Source organism: Lacticaseibacillus parahuelsenbergensis (genome assembly GCF_030770265.1).
Classification (GTDB): Bacteria; Bacillota; Bacilli; order Lactobacillales; family Lactobacillaceae; genus Lacticaseibacillus; species Lacticaseibacillus casei.
Genome location: NZ_CP132482.1, coordinates 1,685,079 through 1,704,499 on the forward strand (window position 1 = coordinate 1,685,079; position 19,421 = coordinate 1,704,499).

The following is a 19,421-nucleotide window of genomic DNA, read 5'->3' on the forward strand; positions in this document are numbered from 1 at the left end:
CGTGTAAGGACCTTGACCGCAATGGCCAAAGACCGGCCATCACACCCAAGGCCACTTACACTCCGGTTTCTAACCGGGCTGGCTCACGCTCACAAAAAAATCGCCCCTAACATCTCCTAAGAGACATCAGGGACGATTTGTGATCGCGGTTCCACCCAGGTTGCCGACAGTCTTGCTGCGGGCCACTTCATTAACGCGTAACCTGCGCAACTGGGCCTTTCGGCAATCTCAAGAAGTGGTTCGGATCAGATCTTGCAAGACTTTCAGCCGCGGCCTTGCTCTCTGTCGGATGATCCTTTATTGCTTCCGTCTTCGATAGCTACATTGAACCACATTGCGCGGCTGGGTGCAAGCGGTTTTCTGAAAATTGCGTTATTCTTTTTGGAGTCGCACTTAATTAGCCAGCGGATTGCGTCGATTTTCTCCGCCGACCGTTACTTCTTTTGCGAGAAAACGGATCCGTTCCATGACGCGTTGGGCTTTTAGCATTTCGGAATTACCGCGGTCAGTCCCGGCCAAAGATTCGGTTAAATCGGCCATGCTTTTGTTGGAGCTAAACAGCGTCGGCATTTTTTCCTGCATGCGGTATTGCAAAATGATGCCAAGCACATCATCCCGCACCCAGGGACTGATACTTTCGGCACCAATATCATCAAGCATCAGCACTTGCGCACGTTTGACGCTATCGATTTTTTTCAACACCGTGTTGCTGCCAATGGCACTCTTCATTTCAACAACAAAGGTCGGGACATGAATCAGCGTCGTGGCAATGCCGCCTTTGCTGGCAAGATCATTGGCAATGGCACCTAACAAATAGGTTTTACCGACACCAAATGGACCGCTTAGATACAAGCCTTGATGAAATGTTTTGGGATCGGCGACCACTGCCAATACAAACCGGTTTGCGGCCAAAAGCGCATCCACCCGCTCATCGGTCGGATCGTAACTTGTCAGACTTGCATCGTGAATATCTTTAGGCATATTAACAGAGGTCACTAGCGACGCCTGCTTGGCCTCTTCGTCAGCCGCAAGCTTTGCATCTGTCGGCTCATAAGCGACATCGATCAGCCCGTTGGCAACGACTAACGTGGGTTGATAGCCAGGCGCCAATGGTAATTCACCACGGGCAATCTTGTTCCGCTCACTGACGAATTCATAGATTTTGGCCGTGCCGCGATCAATCGCATCGTCAGCTAATTCTGCCTCGTGTTGCTTAAGGAAGGTCTGGACATCAGGATCCTGCAAGGCTGCCTTGACCATTTTGAAATACCGCTCCCGCCACTGCCGGGAATCCATTAGCATTGCCAAGCGTTTGCGCATATCTTCCATTAGTTTGTCCCTCCCTTATCGCCAAGTTGTCGTAACTTTTCCAACTGGGCAGCCAACGTCTGGCGATCTGCTTCGCTGACCTTTTTCTTCTTGGGTTGATAGCCTTCCTTAGCCCAATCTGGCAGCTTTTCCTGCCGCACACCTTTGGATTGGCTTTGAAAACGCCTTTTTCCAGTTGCTTTTTGCTCTTCAAACGTATGAATCTGCTGTAACGCTGCTTCCGGGCTCGTCACATTGGCCTTCAACCAGCTGTTTGCGATCGCATCCATCAAAGCTTGATTGATACTGTCATTCGTTCGGAGAATATAATCAATCAAAATATTAATGGTGGGGGCATCAAAAACGTTGCGTTCACTAAGGCTCTGTACCGCGCGCAATTCATTATTGGCCGGATACATCCGGTCATTTTTAGCCTGCTTGGTTGCGGTTAAAAACTGGCGTGGCGGCATGCTTTTGGCCCGTTTCAGCAGCGCTTCGTCGGCACTGGCCACTTTTGGCGGTTTGGTTGCCACTGGTTGCGGCTTAGTTTGAGGTTGCTGGCGGGTATAACTTTGCTCGGCCAGCCGCCGCAACGCGTTCAAGTCGATTTTGCCCGTCATCACATCCGTCGCTCGACTAATCAGCCGCGCAAAGTCAGGTGGTTGAATCCCGTAAAACCCGGCGATTTGATACAGTGCCTCTTGGTGTTTGGCTAATTGACCTGACTGAATATTGCTGTTGGCTAACAACGATTGCAAAAGTTCCCAGTCATAGCCTTCGCCATTACCAAGCCGCGGTAGTTGAGGCTGATTTTGAGCCATTGCCTTTTTGGCGGCAACCACCGCACTTGGTTCCCCGCTTAAGTTGTGGTCAAAGCGAAACACGTCCAAAAAGTTTGCCGTGATCTCCTGCCATTCCGGGCGGCGAACCGGTTTCAGACTGAACTGTGCAACCAGTTCGTCATACCGTTTTTCACCAACCTTGTCATAAAGCAACAGGCCCATCAAATCATCTTTAAAAAAGGCATCTGGCTGCACTGGCGGATAAAGTTCATACGCGTAATAGCGTCCTAGGGAATCGACTTGCGTATAAGTTCGCAATAAGCCGACTGCTTCCAGTTTGACGCGAGCCACAAAGAGTTGATCGATGTCGATATCCAACAAATCCAATAGCCAGAGTTGCGGGCGCCGATCCGTCACCAAAGCGCGGTCTTTGACTTCCTGCCATAGACTTAGATAAAGCGCCATGGCAATCGGCCCCACGAGCGGTTGATAAAGCGAGATGGCGATCTTTTCATCAAAGTCGCTAAAATAACCTGCCTTGGTCAACACAAAGCCTGCTTGTGGCATAAACGTATCCGGACGCTGCATAGCAAATTCACCTCTTTTCAGACAACGGACCTGAGACAACTGCCCCAGGTCCGCTTGTTTTGCGCTCACTATTTCTTAGTCTTTTCCTTCTTCATCATATCCTGAAGCTCTTGCATGAAGACGGACATATCTTTGAACTGCCGATAAACACTGGCGAAGCGAATATAAGCCACGTCGTCAACATCTGCTAGCTTGGACATGACATACTCGCCAATGGCTTGACTGGAAACTTCATTTTCACCAATCGCACGCAATTGGTTTTCAACCGAATCAACGATCCCTTGCATCTGCTCCATGGTGACCGGTCGTTTTTCTGCGGCCCGGATCAGCCCTTTCAGAATCTTCTCACGATTGAACTCTTCTCTGGTACCATTTTTCTTAATTACCAATAACGGGGTTTGCTCGACTCGTTCAAAAGTCGTGAAGCGAAACCCGCAATTCTCGCATTCGCGCCGGCGTCGGATCGCCCGACCGCCGTCTGTGGGACGCGAATCAACGACCCGCGAACTATTATGATGGCAATGGGGACATTGCACGACTCCACCTTCTTAATCAAAGTTTGATAATTAATTATAGCACGCACACGCCGCTTATGATAGGTGCTGTAACTGGCGGATTAAGGCTTTCGCTTGGGCAATCGTTGCTTCTGATTTTCCGTTATTGTCAATGACAAAATCAGCCATGGCCGCTTTTTCCGCCAAGGGTATCTGTGATGCAATGCGTTCTTTGGCTTCGGCTTCTGTCAAACCATCGCGGGCCATCAGCCGGGCCAGTTGAACATCAGGAGCAACGGTGACCACAGCAACACCATCGAATGCATCGGCATAATCAGCTTCATAAAGAAGTGGAATGTCGCCAACTACAATCGCAGCACCGCCGGCTTTTGCCTGCTCTAACGCTTGATTAATCGCCGCGCGCAGGTACGGTCGATTAATTTGATTCAGCGCCTCCAAACGTCGCGGTTGGGAAAAGACAATCTCACCAAGCTTGGCACGGTTGAGTTTACCGTCCGCGCGCAGCACTTGTGGCCCAAATGCCTGGACAATGCGGGCGAGTGCAGGCCGACCGGGTTCGACAATCCGGCGCGCAATCACATCGGCATCTACGACTGGATAGCCAGCTGCTTTAAAGACTCGACTCACCGTTGACTTTCCTGAGGCAATACCGCCTGTCAAACCCAATAAATAGGTCATGCCGGACGCCTCCTTTGATGCAGAGGTTGGCAGTGGGGACAATAGTGGGTACCGCGTTGGCCGACTTTGATTTTAACAATGAGTGTGCCGCAGCGATCACAAGGCGTCCCTTCCCGATCGTAAACATGCAAGGCATCTTGAAAAGAGCCGCGGTTACCTTTTGCATCCACGTAGGTATGAGCACTGGTGCCACCAGCAGCAAGGGCAGCATCTAACTCCTTGATAATATTGTCATGTAAGGTATGAATTTCTTTTTTTGTCAGCGTATCAGCTGGCTGCAATGGATTCAAACGACTCAACCATAAAACTTCGTCGGCATAAATATTGCCGATACCGGCAACAACGGTCTGATCCAGTAAAACCGATTTGATCGCTTTATGATGGCGTTTTAGTTTTTGGGCAAACGCCGCCTCGTCAAACGTCGCAGGGGTCGGCTCCGGACCTAATTTTGCCAACGCCGGCACCGATTGTTCCTGACCAGTATGAATCAAGCGCATGCGGCCAAACTTGCGTAAATCCCGGTAGCGCAGTTGGCTTCCATCCTGGAACGTAAAAGTCACATGATCGTGCTTGTCAAATGGCGTATGGTCATCGCTAACGACGTAATAGCGACCTTCCATGCGTAAATGGCTGACAATGGTTTCACCGTTGTTCAGCCGAATCAACAGGTATTTTCCCCGGCGATCGATCGTGGTGACAGCAGCGCCGACGACTTCTTTTTGAAAAGTTGGCAAGCCATTAATCAGAATTTTCGCCCAATTCGTACTAATCGCGGTGATCCGTTTGTTTTTGATAAGTGGCAATAATGAACGGCGAACCGTTTCGACTTCAGGTAACTCTGGCATTCCCGTTCTCCTTATTTTGCATCAAACCAAGTCGGGCCGTAGTGGCTATCGACCTTCAACGGCACGTCCAGTTGCACGGCAGAGTCCATGATCTTAGGCACAAGTTTGCCAAGCTGTTCCATTTCTGAGGTGGGAGCTTCAAAAATGAGTTCATCGTGCACTTGCAACAGCATTTTGGCTTGCAGATGGGCATCGGTTAACGCTTTTTGCATGCGAATCATTGCAACTTTGATAATGTCCGCTGCACTGCCTTGGATCGGCGTGTTCATCGCGGTGCGCTCAGCAAATTTACGTAAATTAAAGTTACGTGAATGAATTTGCGGCAAATAGCGGCGGCGATGGAACAGTGTCTCGACGTAACCGTCTTCGCGCGCCTTTTTAACCATATTGGCCATGTAATCATGAACCTTAGGATACTGCTCGAAATAGCCATCAATGAAAGCTTTGGCTTGCTTACGCGAAATTCCGATATTCTGTGCCAGGCCATAGTCGCTAATACCATAAACAATTCCAAAATTAGTTGCCTTGGCTTGCCGTCGCATATCCGGCGTGACTTGATCCGGTGAATCCAAGCCAAAAATCTTCATCGCTGTGTTGGCATGAATATCGACGCCATTTTTAAAGGCTTGTTGCATATTTTCGTCACCGGAAATATGTGACAACACGCGTAATTCGATTTGCGAATAGTCCGAACTAAAAATCTGCCAATCAGGATGGGACGGCACAAACGCCTTCCGAATGATTTTGCCTTCGTCTCGCGCTGGAATGTTTTGCATATTCGGATCAACGGAACTTAAGCGGCCGGTCTGGGTTAACGTCTGCAAGTAACGGGTATGAATCTTGTGATCCGGCATTTGCGCCTTCAGTAACCCCACAACATACGTCGAATTCAACTTAGCCCACCCGCGATAATCCAGAATATCCTGAACAATTGGACTGGCAGACTTTAGCTCGTTTAAGACATCGACACTGGTAGAATAACCTGTCTTGGTCTTCTTGATGACCGGCAGATTCAGCTTTTCAAATAAGATCTCGCCCAGTTGCTTTGGCGAATTCAGATTGAACTTAACGCCAGCCTCACCATAAATCTTTTCTTCCAGCACCTTGATGCTTTGTGAAAACTCTGTACCCATATCTTTTAAGGTCTGGGCATCAAGCGTGATTCCCTGAATTTCCATCTCTGCCAACACGCGCGCCAATGGCATTTCCATGTCCGTGAAAAGATCGGTCTGTTCCTGTTTAGCCAGATCTTCGGTTAAGTCGGGACGTAACGCAAAAAGTGCCATTGACTTGCGGGCAAATTGGGCAAATAGCTTTTTATCTTCTGGTACTTGGCGCTTGGCTCCTTTGCCATAAACATCTTCATCCCGCGGCAAGTCGTGATAATCATGGTCTTCGGCGATTTTGCCTAAATCATTGCTATTTTCGTCCGGATTGATCAAGTATGAAGCCAGTAAAACATCAAACGCGATGTCCGGTAACTCTAATCCTAAGCGATGGGCAGCCACAATGTTGCGCTTGCCATCGAACACCGTCAAATCCCGCTTCGAATCACCTAGCCATTTGGTCACTTCGGGAATCGTCAGCAAGGAAACGTCCGTGCTGACATACGTTTCGTCTTTCGTGCCAATAAAAAAACCAATCTGGTCGGCAATATGATAATTGTCGTCCAACATTTCGATTTCAAAAGTGATTGGTTCCGTGATTTTCGTCAGGGCCAAAATGGACTTATCATCCAGCACCGAAAAATGAACCGGCTGCGTAGGTTTAGCCACATCCCCGCCGATCTTTTTCAGTAACGAGTTCATGTTCATCTTGGTATAAAATTCCCGCAGTTTAGCTAAATCGGGACCGGAATAAGTGACATCCGCCAAATCGACTGTGACGGGAGCATCGCGATCAATCGTGGCAAGTTGCTTACTGAGATAAGCCTTATCCTTATCATTGATAAGATTCTCTTTCAACTTGGACGTTTTCATCCCGTCAATATTCGCATAAAGGTTGTCAATGCTGCCATACTGCTTCAGCAATTTCAACGCGGTTTTTTCGCCGACTTTGGTAACCCCAGGATAATTGTCAGAGGTGTCACCCATTAAGCCTTTCAGGTCGATGATTTGTGTCGGCGTAATCCCCAGCTTTTCTTTAACATGCTCCGGCGTATACGCTTCAAGTTCATTGACGCCTTTGACAGTCACCTGCACTGTCGTCTGGTCGGTGGTCAATTGGGTCAAGTCTCGATCACCGGTCACGATCGTCGTTTGCCAGCCAGCGTCATCTGCCCGCTTCGCCATGGTTCCGATGATGTCGTCAGCTTCGTAATCTTTTAATTCATAATGCTGAATGCCCATATCGTCAAGCAATTCTTTGATATACGGCAGCTGTTCCAATAACTCGCTTGGTGTCTTGGCCCGGCCACTTTTATAATCAGCGTACTTCGCGGTGCGGAACGTGGTCTTACCGGCGTCAAATGCCACCAATGCCGCGTCCGGTTGAACAGACTTCAAAACAATTTCCAGCATGTTATTGAACGCATAGATCGCATTCGTATGCAGCCCATCCTGATTGGTGAACCGATCGAGCTGATTATATAAGGCAAAAAAAGCGCGAAACGCAATCGAGTTGCCGTCAATCAGCAATAATTTAGTTTGACTCGTCATATATGAGCTTCCTTTTCTTCTCAGACCACCTCTGAAGATGTCATGAGTTAATTGTCACAATCATTGTACCAAATTCTAGGCCTTTTTGGCGGGTGGGTCATATTTGGCGGTTCGCTACTAGCGTTAGTTTTGGGTAGAAAAAAAGCCGGCGTTCAGCCAGCTTTTGAATACATTTAATTATTATTGTTGCCAACGCCCAGAATCTGCAGAATGGCGGTGAATAGGTTCAGGAAATCAAGATAGAGCATCAATGCTCCGACAACAGCCAAGGAATTTTCCGAAATAGCCGCCTGACCGTCACTGCCAGTTGTCAGGTATAGGTTCTTTAACCGTTGTGTATCCCAAGCGGTCAAGACGATAAAGATGATCAGAACCGCATAGGAAATCAACATTTGAATACCACCCGAACCCATAAACATGTTAACTAACGACATCAGGATTACGCCAACCAACGCAACTATTGCAATGTTGCCAGCCTTGCTCAAATCACGCTTGCCAAAATGGCCGACCATCGACATGACCAGAAAGACCACTGCCGTTGTTGCTAATGCAACTGCAAGATTCGAGGTCCGCGCAACCATTGCCACACTCGCAAAGGTAAATCCAAAGCTTGCGGACATCAGATAAAACATCAACGTTGCGTAACCCGGACTTGCCTGTGCCCGTCGTCCTGTGACAAAGAAGGACAAAATCAACGGCAAAGCAAGCATAATCCAGAAAACAATTTGGTGGCCACTAACAAAGTTTACGTAATCAGTTTTAAAAGTGACTCCCAATAAATAACTCACGAGCGCCGTCACAATCAGCCCGCTCCCCATCAAGGTGTAGATGCGGGAGAAGAACTGTGTCAAGCCGGCCTCGTTCACAACACGGCGTTCTTGCATATTGTGTTCATTCCTTTCAACTATCTGTATCTATTATAACTGCTATTGTAGCATTTGTCAGTCCGACCAACGACCGATCTTATCTTGTACCACTGGGCTTGACGACTGATAATGTTCTCAATATCTTGAAGTGCAGTGATTTTATTGTACCGTTTAATGACGCAGATAAACAGCAAAAAGCCTCCTCATTCACTCTAAAACGAGTATGAGAAGGCCTACTTTCTTAACTTACGGCAATGATTTTCAAACTCACTCAGGCAACTTCGTCATTGAGCAGAGTCGGTGAATCAGATTACCGTTTGTGGCGACGAATTGATTGGATTTTCTTGAAAACGGCATAAAGGCTGATACCTAACACGATCCCACCGATGAGAATCAAGTACCACGGTATCGATGCTGCTGGCGTATCCGGCTTAGATAACTCACGTAACTTGTCGGCATCTTTCTTGGAAACGGTAAATGTCCGCGTCAGGTTCCACGTGCGCCCGCCTCCTTTGGCAACCAGCTTAAGTCGATATTTTCCCGGTTCCAACGGGCCTTTACCAAGATTAAGCTTGAAATTAAAATTGGAATTCGGTGCCATGTTGATACGAGTTTTTTCGGATCGATAAAGCGCCTTACCGCCTGATTGGCGATAAAGATAACCGCTCACGTGCAAATTGCGCAGGATGGCTGCTTCAAAGTTCTGGATATTAGCAAGAATTGCCGGCTGACCGTGATCGTTATCCGCTGCCACTTGTCGCAATTTCAAATCCGGTACGACCGGCTGATCGGATTCCGATAACATTAAGCCGACCGCATAAACATAGCGATTGGTTACAGCGCCTTTTTCGTTGCCTTTATCATCAGACTTGGCCTTGAATTGCAACCCGCCAAGCACCGTTCCTGAGAAGGGCTTGGCCGGCATTTTTAAGTGAATCTTAACCGTTTGTTGGCTCAAGGCAGGAATCGTCACCTCAGCCGGCAACGTCACAATTTCCTGCAGGTTAACCGGTAAAGTCGGATCAGCCGGTTTAGGAGACTTACCATATTCAACGACCCCGTTATCATTGGTAAACGCTGAGTGGGCAGCCAGTAAAACTGTCAAAGGTGCTGTGTTGCGGTTCTGGATCACGACCTCTAGATCCTGCCCCTGATTCGGTGAGACCCGCAAATCAAAATATGTCTGACTTGTATCCCGCTGGTTTGCCGGTAAAACCGTTTTGACGGTAAAGCCGGCATCATCAGCAGCCAACACCTGTTGCGGCCGCAAGCCAATCCCAAAAGCAATCAACCCTATAGCCAAGCTCAATAAAAGCCAATTTTTCTTAATCATTTTTCGTCTTGAAACCAGCCCAAAAGTTCAGCTATCACGCCACACCAACACTCAGTTTGCCAGGCACTGATATTTGCACTGGGTCTTATCCTTTCTTTAAAGTTAATCGATCCATAACCTTTTTCCAACCATACAAAACACTCGCGATCAAGAGAATGCCACTGCCGCAAAGCACCAGACTATTTTTGATCCATTCGTTTAGTTTTGGCAGGTATCGAGCACCTCCGCTCTCAATGCTTAACGGAGACGATCCACGGTCAGGCACTTTTGGACTCTTAATCTGAATCGACTTAAAGTCCGGCAGTGGCAACGACCCGCCACGTTGGCCGGACGGGTCGATAACGATTTGAACGCGCGCTTCGGTTTCAAAGGTAGCTGAAGCGGTAACCTGCCCGGGTGGCATGCTCACCAAGAAGGCAAAGATGACGAGAGCCCCGCTGATACCTTTCTTCATCATCTTGATTAAATCGGCGCACTGGTTAGCGTCCATGTCAACTTGGTGGTGAATTCAGCTGACTTCAAGCCCTTCGTCGTGTAACTCTCAGCCGGAACGGTCAATGACACACCTTCCCCTGCCTTAGCCGGATTGAAAAGGTTAATAAAGGTTCCCTTGGCGACATCCTTGTCGTTGACCGCCAAAACGTCAGTCGCCTGGCCGTCACCCATATAAACTTTAATGGCTTTGCTTAGGCCAAAATGGTTGCTAGCATCGCGAGCCTGGCCATCCACGACACTGCTTTCCAGCAACGTGATGAAAGCATTCTCCAGCTTAACTGTCTTTCCTTGGCTATCCTTTTCGTCTGACTTCAGATCGGATGCCGACAAGCTGACCTTCCAAGCGTCTGCCCCCAGCCGCTTATCCGTCACTTGGAAGCGATTAGGCACCGGAATCGTTTTGCCATCCTGGCCTGTCCACTGATCAGGCTTAGCATAAACTGTTGTCGCAACAGTCGGATCCAACTTTAATTGGCCAAAGTCAAGTTGCGACACATAGTCTAACGTTAAGCCTTCACCACCTGCATTTTTGGTATTGTCGCCATTAGCCACCGTACCCGGCGTCTTGTCTTTGGGGTTAAGTGGATTTAAAACCCGAGTCGGCGCATCTGATTGCATAATCTTGACGCTGCCGTCAGTCGTCACCGTGCGGGCGTCGTCGGCATGGACAACCGCTGAGTTCGCTGCCATCCCCACCGTCAACGCCGCAAGCGCCATGAACTTTAATTTTGTGTGTGTCTTCATTTGTCATCTTCCTCCTGAATAAATTCTTCACATCTCAGACTGGTGTGTCGCCTAACGTCCATTGCAATTTAAAATCATAAGTGTCAGCCGAAAAATCAAACATATTCTCCGGAATGCGTAGCAACAACCCTGCTTGCGCATCATAGGTAAAGCTATGATCGATTTGTGCTTTGGAAACTTTCTTAATCCGTTGATTCGTACCCACTTTCAGCGGATATTCATGTGCATCTTCACGGAAAAACAATAGCGATTGCTTAACCGTTCGCTGCTTGCTGTCGGTCAATGGCGACTGTTGTTGAACATCAAGCGTCCAACTTGTCTTTCGACTCCGACCATCTCTGACTTTAATCGTCATGGTTGATTGATCGCCTACTCTAGGGACTTCAATCTTCTGCCCGTCAATCCGGACACTACCAAAATCAATCACTTTAGGCATTTGAACAAAGCTGAGACTGCCTTCAGTTACTTCAATAGGAATCTCGTACACATAGGCAATCCGCTGATTAACACTGGCAACGCTGGCTTGGCTGACCTTGAGTTGAATTTGCTTTTTCCCAACAGTCTTTAAGTCAGGCATGTCAATTGATTCAATCTTCAATGACGCCTGTTGCTTGGCAACTTCATTTTTAATGACCTGTTCGACCTTCGACGGATCCGTATGGTTTTCAAATGTTAATGCTGGGAAAACCATTTGATTCAAATCTAACAATCGATAGCCTTGATCGGTGACTTCGAACAGCCACTCCTTTTTGTTTTGACGTTTGGGCATACTTTGGGCAACACCGTTTTGCATCCAACTCACTTTGTTTTCAAGATGTTCCACAGCAAGTACATCGCCAGGTTTGGTCGCGGCAATCCGATCTTTTCCCCACTGATCCAGCAGCTGTTGCTTTCGAGTATCGCCATTTGCTGTCATTTCGGCAGCAAGCTGTTTGCGATCATGTACGGTTAACATGGTACCCGTGGTGGTATAAAGAGACGTGCTGAGATACTTCTGCTTTGGAAAGATACTGTGAACCTCGCGATTATCATCATCGAGACCATCCGTTGCCACGATTTGCAACTGATTCTGCTCTTTAACAAGCGCCAAGACGCCGCCAGCATAGCGCGGTGTCATTTCATAACCTTTGATCGCAATCGCATTCCCATAACCAACCTTCATGGTGTTGGTGGACAAGACGCTCCCAGTGCTGGCATCAAAACGCATCGTCACATCAATGGGATTACCGATTTTGGTCAAGCGCTGGTTCTTAGGATTTAACAACTTGTCGATGGCTTGCGGCCGATTGATCGAGAGCTTCTGATCACCCCACTTGACGTCGCGGTCATCGTACTCTTTAGCTGACACAAGCATCGCACCTAATTTCGCCATCGTGACAGTTTCACCTAAATTGAAGGTGATTGGCTGAGTCGCAAAAGTGGCTCGCTTCACAACTTGAACCGGCACGTCATAGGTGGCTTCAACTTCCTTACCACTCATTAATTTTTCGGAAACGACTACCTTTGCCGATGTCTTGCCGACTTTACCGACGTCAGGGTTACTTTCATAACGTTTGATTGCCAGCTTGGCTTTGGCCGGTAATTTAAAGAATTCACGCAACCGTAGATCCATTTCATCTTGAGTGGCATGAACAGGAATATTGACACTTTGTGGTTTTAACTGATTCACCTGTAGTGGTCGATAACCGTTATCGGTAATTTCAAAATAAAGCTCCTTGGGACGATTAATCGCCGTCAGTTGCTGTTCTTTAGAATCCTGGGTATAACCGATTTTACCTGCTTCATTGGCCACTAAGATGACATCACCCGGTTCGACCGGCAATTCACGATTGTTGCCCCACGCATTCAGAAAGTCTTGCTTTTTAGCATCACCATTAAACCAATTGAGTGATTCTTTTGACAGATTCTTGGTGGTTGACTGTTTCATATCAACATGAGCAATCGCAGCGTATGGCTTTCCCTTAAACTGGTCATTGAGTGCGTTATTATCATTAGCCGCACCAGAAGTGGCGATGACTTTTAAGCCGTCATCATTCAACAACACATAGGCACCACCGGCATCACGCGATTGACCAGCCTCGTCACCCTGGCCGCGCATAACAATGGCGTTACCATAGGTTGCCGTTGCCGTCTGCGTGGACTGAATGTGACCCGTATTCGAATTGAAGAGGAACGGTGCAGGAAGCTTCTGGAACAGGACATCAATCCGCCTAGTCTTAGCATTCAGCTTGTCGTTGATTGCCTGCGGTAGCAAAAGTTCGATTTGATCATCCACCCACGCAACCGGGGTGCCATCAATTTGGTTGGCGCTGACAAACATGCGTTTTAAATTTTTCGCCCGCCACTGTTCACCTAGGACAAAATGACCGTCCCTAGCTTTAATGTCGCCAGCCGGAATCACATTTAATTCGACTTCATAGTCAAAATCCGCAACGCGATCTTCTTCTAACACTTCAAAAGTCCGGACAAATGCTTTGGTTTTACCGGGCTTGCTAACATCCGGTCGCGTTCTAAACCGCTTAGCAACGATATTGTATTTAATGCCGAGTGCTTTAGGGAACGTTGCATCTAATTCCGCATCAGTGGCATTTTGTGGCACATCGACAACTCTGGTTTCAAGCTGGTTCACTTTCATCGGTTTAAACCCTTGTTTCGTGATTTGAAAGAAAACCGCTTTCTTAATATTGGGATATTCAGCTTCCGACAACGTATGCACCTGTGAGTCTTTGGCATAACTGATTTTGCCTTCAACATTTTCCACTTTAATGATGTCACCCAGCTGAACGGGTTGCACGCGATTCAAACCCCACTGATTCAGAAAATCCTGCTTCTTGGTATTCCCGGTGGCACCAGCAGTATTGTCTTGAAAAAAGCCCAAATTCAAAAATTTGTGATCCCGCATCGAAATATATTCAAACCGACCATAAAATTGGTCCCCAAAGTTTGAATTGATTTTTCCATTGTCACTACTACCGCCAGATGTGGCAATCACTTTTAAAACCCCATCCGGATCACTGTCAACCAAGGACAAAACGCCCATGGCATTGCGATTTGCTGAGGTTTCTCGGCCATTAACAATAATGGCATTACCATATTTAGCAGTTGCCGAGCCAACGCCCGTCACTTTGCCTGTGCGCGAATGAAACAGCAAATCAATCTGTTGATTGTTATACAACACGTCAATTCGCTTATTGGGTTCATTCAACCCCATTTGCCGTGTCGCGCTCTGAACCTTGTCGGGAATTGTTGGCCAAATATTCGAATTGGAATATGGGACACTGGTGCCATCAGCTTCATAAGCACCCTTCATCCACCGTGATCTTGTCTGGGTACTAAAATACTCACCCAGTGTAAACACTGCATCCTGTCCCTCAATCCTTGCTCCAGGCAGTAGCAGTCTTGCTGATAAGGCAGGGCCGGCCGTTTTGCTTAAAGGCACCATCGCTGGTTGCTTCAGCTTGCCATACTGTGTATTCCCAGCCATGCGACGATCAGCGGCCTTAACTGGGTTCGCAATCCGGTCTTTAAACCGCGTTTGCACGTTACCTTGCTTCTCAAAAGCAAAAAATGCGCAACTGATGCATACACCGGTAAACAGCGCTAATAGCACGAAACACCATCTTATGTGCTTTGACGGCACCTTTATCACTCCTTTCATAATATCCAATTGTGTAACACTGAATGTTACAAAAACTAATTTTATAGATCCTGGCACTCTCATAAATTTCACATTTTTGGGCATTATGATTTTTGGAGATTCTGATTTTGGCTTTTATATTGTTTTATATTTATCGTGTATATTAATTTTTGCTAATTAAGATCAGTTACTTTCGTTGTAAAAACGGCTTCTTGCATCAATTCTATTTTATTTTCTAAATACCAAATATTCATCTTCCAATTAACCTAAATGCCATAAATTATTAATTGAAAGCGGATCTGAGCTTCGTCCTTGCCTTTTCAAAACTGGCTGGAGATGGCAGTTTGCTCGCGAATGATGCTGAGCAGCAAAGACTTGATTTGATCAATATCGTAAGTTGTTTCAATTTCATTGATTCGATAATGATGCTTAGCGGCAATTGCGGCTGACGACATTTTGAAACTGGTAATTAGTAAATCATATGTCGCCGGTGCCTCCGCAATTTCAAGGACAACCGAGCACATGCCCGCCAAAGCCAGTTTTAAGCGCGCCATTACCGCAGATGTCGCCAACCAGTCGTCGTTCAGCAGAAGGCCGATTCGAATCGGTTTAGCGATTTGAACATGGGTCACCATTAAAAGTCGCACATAATGCTGCGTTAAAAAAAGCCGTTTAGCAGGCGCAGTGCAACATGGGTCATCCTTGGCCACGATCGCAGTCAACTCACTGGCCAATGTTTCTAAATGTTGCAACTGCTGATCATTGATTGACACCCGGTCAGATGGCTGAGCCAATAACCTAAAGTCTCCTTGGAAAAACTGAATTCGATGATGTAATTGATTTAATGTGTACCGCATGCGGATCCTGGAAGCATCTGAACACTGCGTCTCAAAGCCCGCACAGATTTGCCGCAACGCCGCCATAAAATATTGATTCCGCTGCTGCACAGTCGGTAAAGCTAGTGCCAGATATTTTTCAACGTGACGAGGATCAGTTGCTGAGAAATCAATGATGTCCATCGAACAAACAAAAATATAGATGTTATAGACTTCAAATTCATCCAAAGCCAGCGCATATTGCTTGGCAATTTCAAATAGCCAATTTCTAATCATGTGATAAAGCGGATTTACTTCCAGCTGATGAAGCGTTTCTTCCGGGATGCCGGTAAATTTTTTATCACCAGTAAAATGGCGTTTAAGTGCAATGTCCAGCCAAACGCAAATCTTGATTTCACCATGAGGAGAAAATTTAACCTTTGATCGTGCTTCGAATCTCTTAATGTAACGCCGGGCCGAAAAAGTTGCCGCCAAAGCTGCAAGCTCTTCGCTATCATAGCTATTTAAAACCAATTGGTAATATAAATATCGAATCTCAACCTCTGAGCCAACCAACGTACCATTTTTGATTTTGATCGCATGCGACTTCAGTCCGAGATTTAATTGTTTGATTTTGCGAAACACAGCGGCTTTACTCATGTACAACTGCGCGACGAACTCGTCAACCCGACATTTTCCTTTTTCCAGTAGTGTTGCCAAGATCTGATATTCCTTCGACTGTCGCAAAAGTTTCCGGTACAAGTCATCAAACAACACCGGCTTTTGCGTTTCCAAAAAGAGCCTGCGCCCTTTTCCCTCGTTACATTGTCTAATTTGAGCTGCTTCGTCAAATGCCTGCAGCCGTTGTTGCAAAGACGCCACAGTGGCAGCAAGTGTACTTGGTGTCACTTGTAGACTTTCGAGTAATCGGGAGTAAGAACAGCCATGCGTTCCGGCTGTCAAAAGTAACTGCAACAGCTTCACATCTCTAGCTTCGTTGCTTTCAATAAAATCATACAAATCCATGCCATTCGCCTCGCGATCTTACCATTGGATTATTCTAAGTTATCGTTCATCAATGTTTCATCATGTTAACATGACATTGTTATCATGTCAGCTTGTTTTTTTAGTGTCTTTTATCCGGAAAATAGACGTTTTTATAATATGTATAATTTTAATATGACTTTTAATCCAAATAAAAACCCAATATAAGCAACTGGTCTTGGCGTAAGACACAGTACCCATATTGGGACACATCAATAAAACAATCGATTGAAATGGTTCAGCGGCCTTTTAGTCATTTAGTGAATGATTCTTCATTAAGTAACGACTCGTAAGCTTTTTCGTACTTTTGAATATCACCGGCGCCCATGAAGACAACAACCGCGTGATGGAACTTGAGCAGTGGTCGCATGTCTTCCTGATGGATCACCGCAGCGCCTTTGATTTGGGCCACAACGTCCTCTGACCGAATGTTGCCATTTTTTTCACGGGCAGAACTGAAAATCGGTGTCAGGAACGTTTGATCAGCCTGGCTCAACACTTGGACATATTGCGGTTCATAGGCTTTGGTTCGGCTATAAGTATGAGGTTGGAAAACCGCAATGATCGCTTTATCAGGATACTTTTGGCGGGCTGCATCCAGCGTTGCCTTAATTTCATTAGGATGATGGGCATAATCGTCCACGATGATCATATCCTTGAGATCCTTTTCGGCAAAGCGCCGTTTGACCCCGCCGAAGTTTCCCAGCTCACGGGCAATTAACCCAGCGTCAAGTTTCTCCATATGTGCGACTGCAACAACAGCCAACGCATTGAGGACACTGTGTTCGCCAAACAATGGAACAAAGAAGTGGCCGATTAGCTGATCGTGGAAATAGGCATCAAAACTGCTGCCTTTAGTGTCGCGATCCACGTTCCGCGCCTGAAAATCGTCCCGATCACTGGTGCCGTAATAATAAACCGGCACCTTAGCCTTTAATTTGCGTAACCATGGATCATCACCCCAGGCCACGATCGCTTTTTGAACCTGATTAGCCTCAGTTTCAAAAGCATCGTAGACATCTTCAAAGCCGTGATAATAGTCAGGATGATCAAAGTCGATGTTCGTCATGATCATGTAATCGGGATGATAAGCCAAGAAATGCCGCCGATATTCGTCCGCTTCAAAAACAAAGAATTTTGAATCGCGCACGCCTTTGCCGGTACCATCACCGATCAAATAACTGGTTTTGGCAACACCACTTAACGTGTGGGCCAGCAACCCCGTTGTACTGGTTTTGCCATGGGCACCGGCAACCCCGATGCTGGTATAACCCTTAATCAATTGGCCGAGGAACTCATGATAGCGATAAATGGTCAGCCCCATCGCCTTGGCCTGCTTGATTTCCGGATGATCTTCGGTAAAACTGTTGCCGGCAATGACGGTGTAGCCTGGCTTCAGATTGGCAGGATCAAATGGTAGCATGGTGATTCCGGCTGCTGCCAAACCTTTTTGTGTAAATGTGTACTGGGTAATATCACTGCCCAACACCTTGTGGCCCAAATCATGTAGCACCAGTGCCAACGCACTCATTCCTGAGCCTTTGATACCAATAAAATAATAGGTTGCCTCTGTCATGACGATTGTTCCTCTTTCTTTGCTTGTGTGTAATAAACTTCACGCGGTTTGGCGCCTTTAGCTGCCGACACTAGATGCCGAGCTTCCAGTGTATCAATGAGATTTGCCGCGCGATTGTACCCGATTGAAAAGACGCGCTGCAGTTTAGATGTCGAAATGTGGCGTTCACCAGCCAGGTAGTCCAAAACATCGGGCATAAGCTCATCTTCATGGGCATAGCTGGCTTCGGCTTCAGCCGACTTGACAAGTCCTGCTGGATCAAATAAGTACCGCGGTCCTTGCCGCGCCTTCACATAATCTACAATTTGATCGATTTCCCGATCGACAAACGTACCTTGCAGTCGAATCGGCTGACTGGCACCGTTGCCTAAGTACAACATGTCGCCGCGGCCTAAAAGCCGTTCTGCGCCAGCGGTATCGATAATGGTTCGCGAGTCAATTTGACTGGCGGTCATGAAGGCAATTCGCGTTGGAATATTATTCTTAATCGTACCGGTGATCACATCAACACTAGGACGTTGGGTGGCAACCAGCAAATGAATACCAGCCGCACGCGCCTTGGCGGTGATCCGCGCAATATCGTCTTGAATCTCGCTACCAGCTGCCAACATCAAATCCGCCAACTCATCAATAATAATGACCAAATACGGCAACACTTGGTTATATTCTTGATGGCGCTTAGCCTTCGCATTAAATTGTTCCAGATTTCGAACGCCGGCCGCTGCCAGCTTCTTATAACGGTCATTCATCGTGGTAACAACCCACTTCAATGCCGCGCTGGCAGCTTTAGGATCGGAGATAACCGGCGACACCAGATGTGGTAAACCATTGTATCCAGCCAGCTCAACGGCCTTAGGATCGATCAAAAGCAAACGAACTTGCTGTGGCGTGGCTTTGTACAACAACGAAACCAGCAAGCTATTGATAAAGACCGACTTGCCCGATCCGGTCGCACCGGCAATCAACCCGTGCGGCATTTTGGCCAGATTTGTGACGACTGGCTGACCAAAAAGATCCACCCCAAGTGCAATGGTTAAAGGCGATTTTGCTTGTTGAAAGGCGGGAGTATCGAGCACTTCCCGTAACATGACCGGTCGCGGTTTCAAATTGGGGATTTCGATACCAACCGTATTTTTCCCGGGAATCGGAGCTTCAATGCGGATGTCTTTGGCAGCAAGTGCCAGTTTAAGGTCATCATTCAAGTTGGTGATTTTGCTAACCTTAACCCCGCTTGCCAAACTGACCTGAAATTGCGTCACGGTGGGACCGATGGTATGAGCGACCACATGTGCGTCCACGTTAAAGGCTTGAAGCGTTTGATCAAGTCGCTGGCGCTGTTGCAGCACCCACTCATGTTGAGCTGCCTGATCAGCCACAACTGGCGGCGACAGTATGTTTAATGGCGGAATGGTCTCTGTGGTGGCATCATCTGCACTAACCGCCGTAATAGGGTGTTCCGAGGTTGTCATTGACGCAGGCAGCCCGGCTGTTCCTGATTGCGATTGTGCTGTAGACGCCTCGCCTGCGCCGCGTGCTTC

Annotated in this window: 13 protein-coding genes and 1 pseudogene; all 14 read right to left on the reverse strand. The window is 47.2% G+C overall.

Annotated elements, in window-relative coordinates:
• Positions 1 to 393: 393 nt before the first annotated feature.
• A complete protein-coding gene (gene dnaI, locus LACPH_RS07935) occupies positions 394 to 1,329 on the reverse strand; it encodes a primosomal protein DnaI (protein ID WP_306386571.1) in 936 nt (311 codons plus the stop codon).
• Entirely contained in the window at positions 1,329 to 2,678 is a 1,350-nt protein-coding gene (locus LACPH_RS07940; RefSeq protein ID WP_306386572.1) for a replication initiation and membrane attachment family protein, read from the reverse strand. Before LACPH_RS07940 ends, dnaI begins: the two co-directional genes overlap by 1 nt.
• A gap of 68 nt (positions 2,679 to 2,746) precedes the next feature.
• Positions 2,747 to 3,214, reverse strand: a complete 468-nt coding sequence (gene nrdR, locus LACPH_RS07945) for a transcriptional regulator NrdR (RefSeq protein ID WP_005687991.1) — start codon at positions 3,212 to 3,214, stop codon at positions 2,747 to 2,749.
• Between the two features lie 54 nt (positions 3,215 to 3,268).
• Positions 3,269 to 3,871, reverse strand: a complete 603-nt coding sequence (gene coaE / locus LACPH_RS07950) for a dephospho-CoA kinase (protein ID WP_087912294.1) — start codon at positions 3,869 to 3,871, stop codon at positions 3,269 to 3,271.
• Complete coding sequence (gene mutM, locus LACPH_RS07955; protein WP_306386573.1) at positions 3,868 to 4,716, reverse strand: DNA-formamidopyrimidine glycosylase; 849 nt, start codon at positions 4,714 to 4,716, stop codon at positions 3,868 to 3,870. Before mutM ends, coaE begins: the two co-directional genes overlap by 4 nt.
• 11 nt (positions 4,717 to 4,727) lie before the next feature.
• On the reverse strand, positions 4,728 to 7,373 hold the full coding sequence (gene polA / locus LACPH_RS07960) for a DNA polymerase I (RefSeq protein WP_087912296.1): 2,646 nt from the start codon (positions 7,371 to 7,373) through the stop codon (positions 4,728 to 4,730).
• 173 nt (positions 7,374 to 7,546) lie between these two features.
• A complete protein-coding gene (locus LACPH_RS07965; RefSeq protein ID WP_306386574.1) occupies positions 7,547 to 8,257 on the reverse strand; it encodes a Bax inhibitor-1/YccA family protein in 711 nt (236 codons plus the stop codon).
• 292 nt (positions 8,258 to 8,549) lie between these two features.
• Positions 8,550 to 9,572: a WxLIP family cell surface protein gene (locus tag LACPH_RS07970; protein WP_370531172.1), complete on the reverse strand. Its 1,023-nt coding sequence runs from the start codon at positions 9,570 to 9,572 to the stop codon at positions 8,550 to 8,552.
• A gap of 85 nt (positions 9,573 to 9,657) precedes the next feature.
• Positions 9,658 to 10,029, reverse strand: coding sequence for a hypothetical protein (locus LACPH_RS07975; protein ID WP_306386576.1), 372 nt, complete (start codon positions 10,027 to 10,029; stop codon positions 9,658 to 9,660).
• Positions 10,030 to 10,034: 5 nt separating this feature from the next.
• Entirely contained in the window at positions 10,035 to 10,811 is a 777-nt protein-coding gene (locus LACPH_RS07980; RefSeq protein ID WP_049172123.1) for a WxL domain-containing protein, read from the reverse strand.
• Positions 10,812 to 10,845: 34 nt separating this feature from the next.
• The gene (locus tag LACPH_RS07985) at positions 10,846 to 14,352 is read right to left on the reverse strand and encodes a cell surface protein (RefSeq protein WP_306386577.1); all 3,507 of its coding nucleotides are present in this window, start codon (positions 14,350 to 14,352) and stop codon (positions 10,846 to 10,848) included.
• Between the two features lie 416 nt (positions 14,353 to 14,768).
• A complete protein-coding gene (locus tag LACPH_RS07990) occupies positions 14,769 to 16,289 on the reverse strand; it encodes an AcpB/EbpR/MafR family transcriptional regulator (RefSeq protein WP_306386578.1) in 1,521 nt (506 codons plus the stop codon).
• Positions 16,290 to 16,560: 271 nt separating this feature from the next.
• Positions 16,561 to 17,883, reverse strand: coding sequence for a UDP-N-acetylmuramate--L-alanine ligase (gene murC, locus LACPH_RS07995; RefSeq protein WP_306386579.1), 1,323 nt, complete (start codon positions 17,881 to 17,883; stop codon positions 16,561 to 16,563).
• Positions 17,880 to 19,382, reverse strand: a pseudogene (locus LACPH_RS14290) (DNA translocase FtsK); the annotation flags it as partial. The pseudogene LACPH_RS14290 and the gene murC, both read right to left, overlap by 4 nt.
• Positions 19,383 to 19,421 lie beyond the last annotated feature (39 nt).

What these genes read in the sequence shown, in the direction of transcription:
- dnaI (WP_306386571.1), bottom strand. Translation starts at nt 1,329, where the DNA reads ATGGAAGATATGCGCAAACGCTTGGCAATGCTAATGGATTCCCGGCAG.
- LACPH_RS07940 (WP_306386572.1), bottom strand. Translation starts at nt 2,678, where the DNA reads ATGCAGCGTCCGGATACGTTTATGCCACAAGCAGGCTTTGTGTTGACC.
- coaE (WP_087912294.1), bottom strand. Translation starts at nt 3,871, where the DNA reads ATGACCTATTTATTGGGTTTGACAGGCGGTATTGCCTCAGGAAAGTCA.
- mutM (WP_306386573.1), bottom strand. Translation starts at nt 4,716, where the DNA reads ATGCCAGAGTTACCTGAAGTCGAAACGGTTCGCCGTTCATTATTGCCA.
- polA (WP_087912296.1), bottom strand. Translation starts at nt 7,373, where the DNA reads ATGACGAGTCAAACTAAATTATTGCTGATTGACGGCAACTCGATTGCG.
- LACPH_RS07965 (WP_306386574.1), bottom strand. Translation starts at nt 8,257, where the DNA reads ATGCAAGAACGCCGTGTTGTGAACGAGGCCGGCTTGACACAGTTCTTC.
- LACPH_RS07970 (WP_370531172.1), bottom strand. Translation starts at nt 9,572, where the DNA reads ATGATTAAGAAAAATTGGCTTTTATTGAGCTTGGCTATAGGGTTGATT.
- LACPH_RS07975 (WP_306386576.1), bottom strand. Translation starts at nt 10,029, where the DNA reads ATGATGAAGAAAGGTATCAGCGGGGCTCTCGTCATCTTTGCCTTCTTG.
- LACPH_RS07980 (WP_049172123.1), bottom strand. Translation starts at nt 10,811, where the DNA reads ATGAAGACACACACAAAATTAAAGTTCATGGCGCTTGCGGCGTTGACG.
- LACPH_RS07990 (WP_306386578.1), bottom strand. Translation starts at nt 16,289, where the DNA reads ATGGATTTGTATGATTTTATTGAAAGCAACGAAGCTAGAGATGTGAAG.
- murC (WP_306386579.1), bottom strand. Translation starts at nt 17,883, where the DNA reads ATGACAGAGGCAACCTATTATTTTATTGGTATCAAAGGCTCAGGAATG.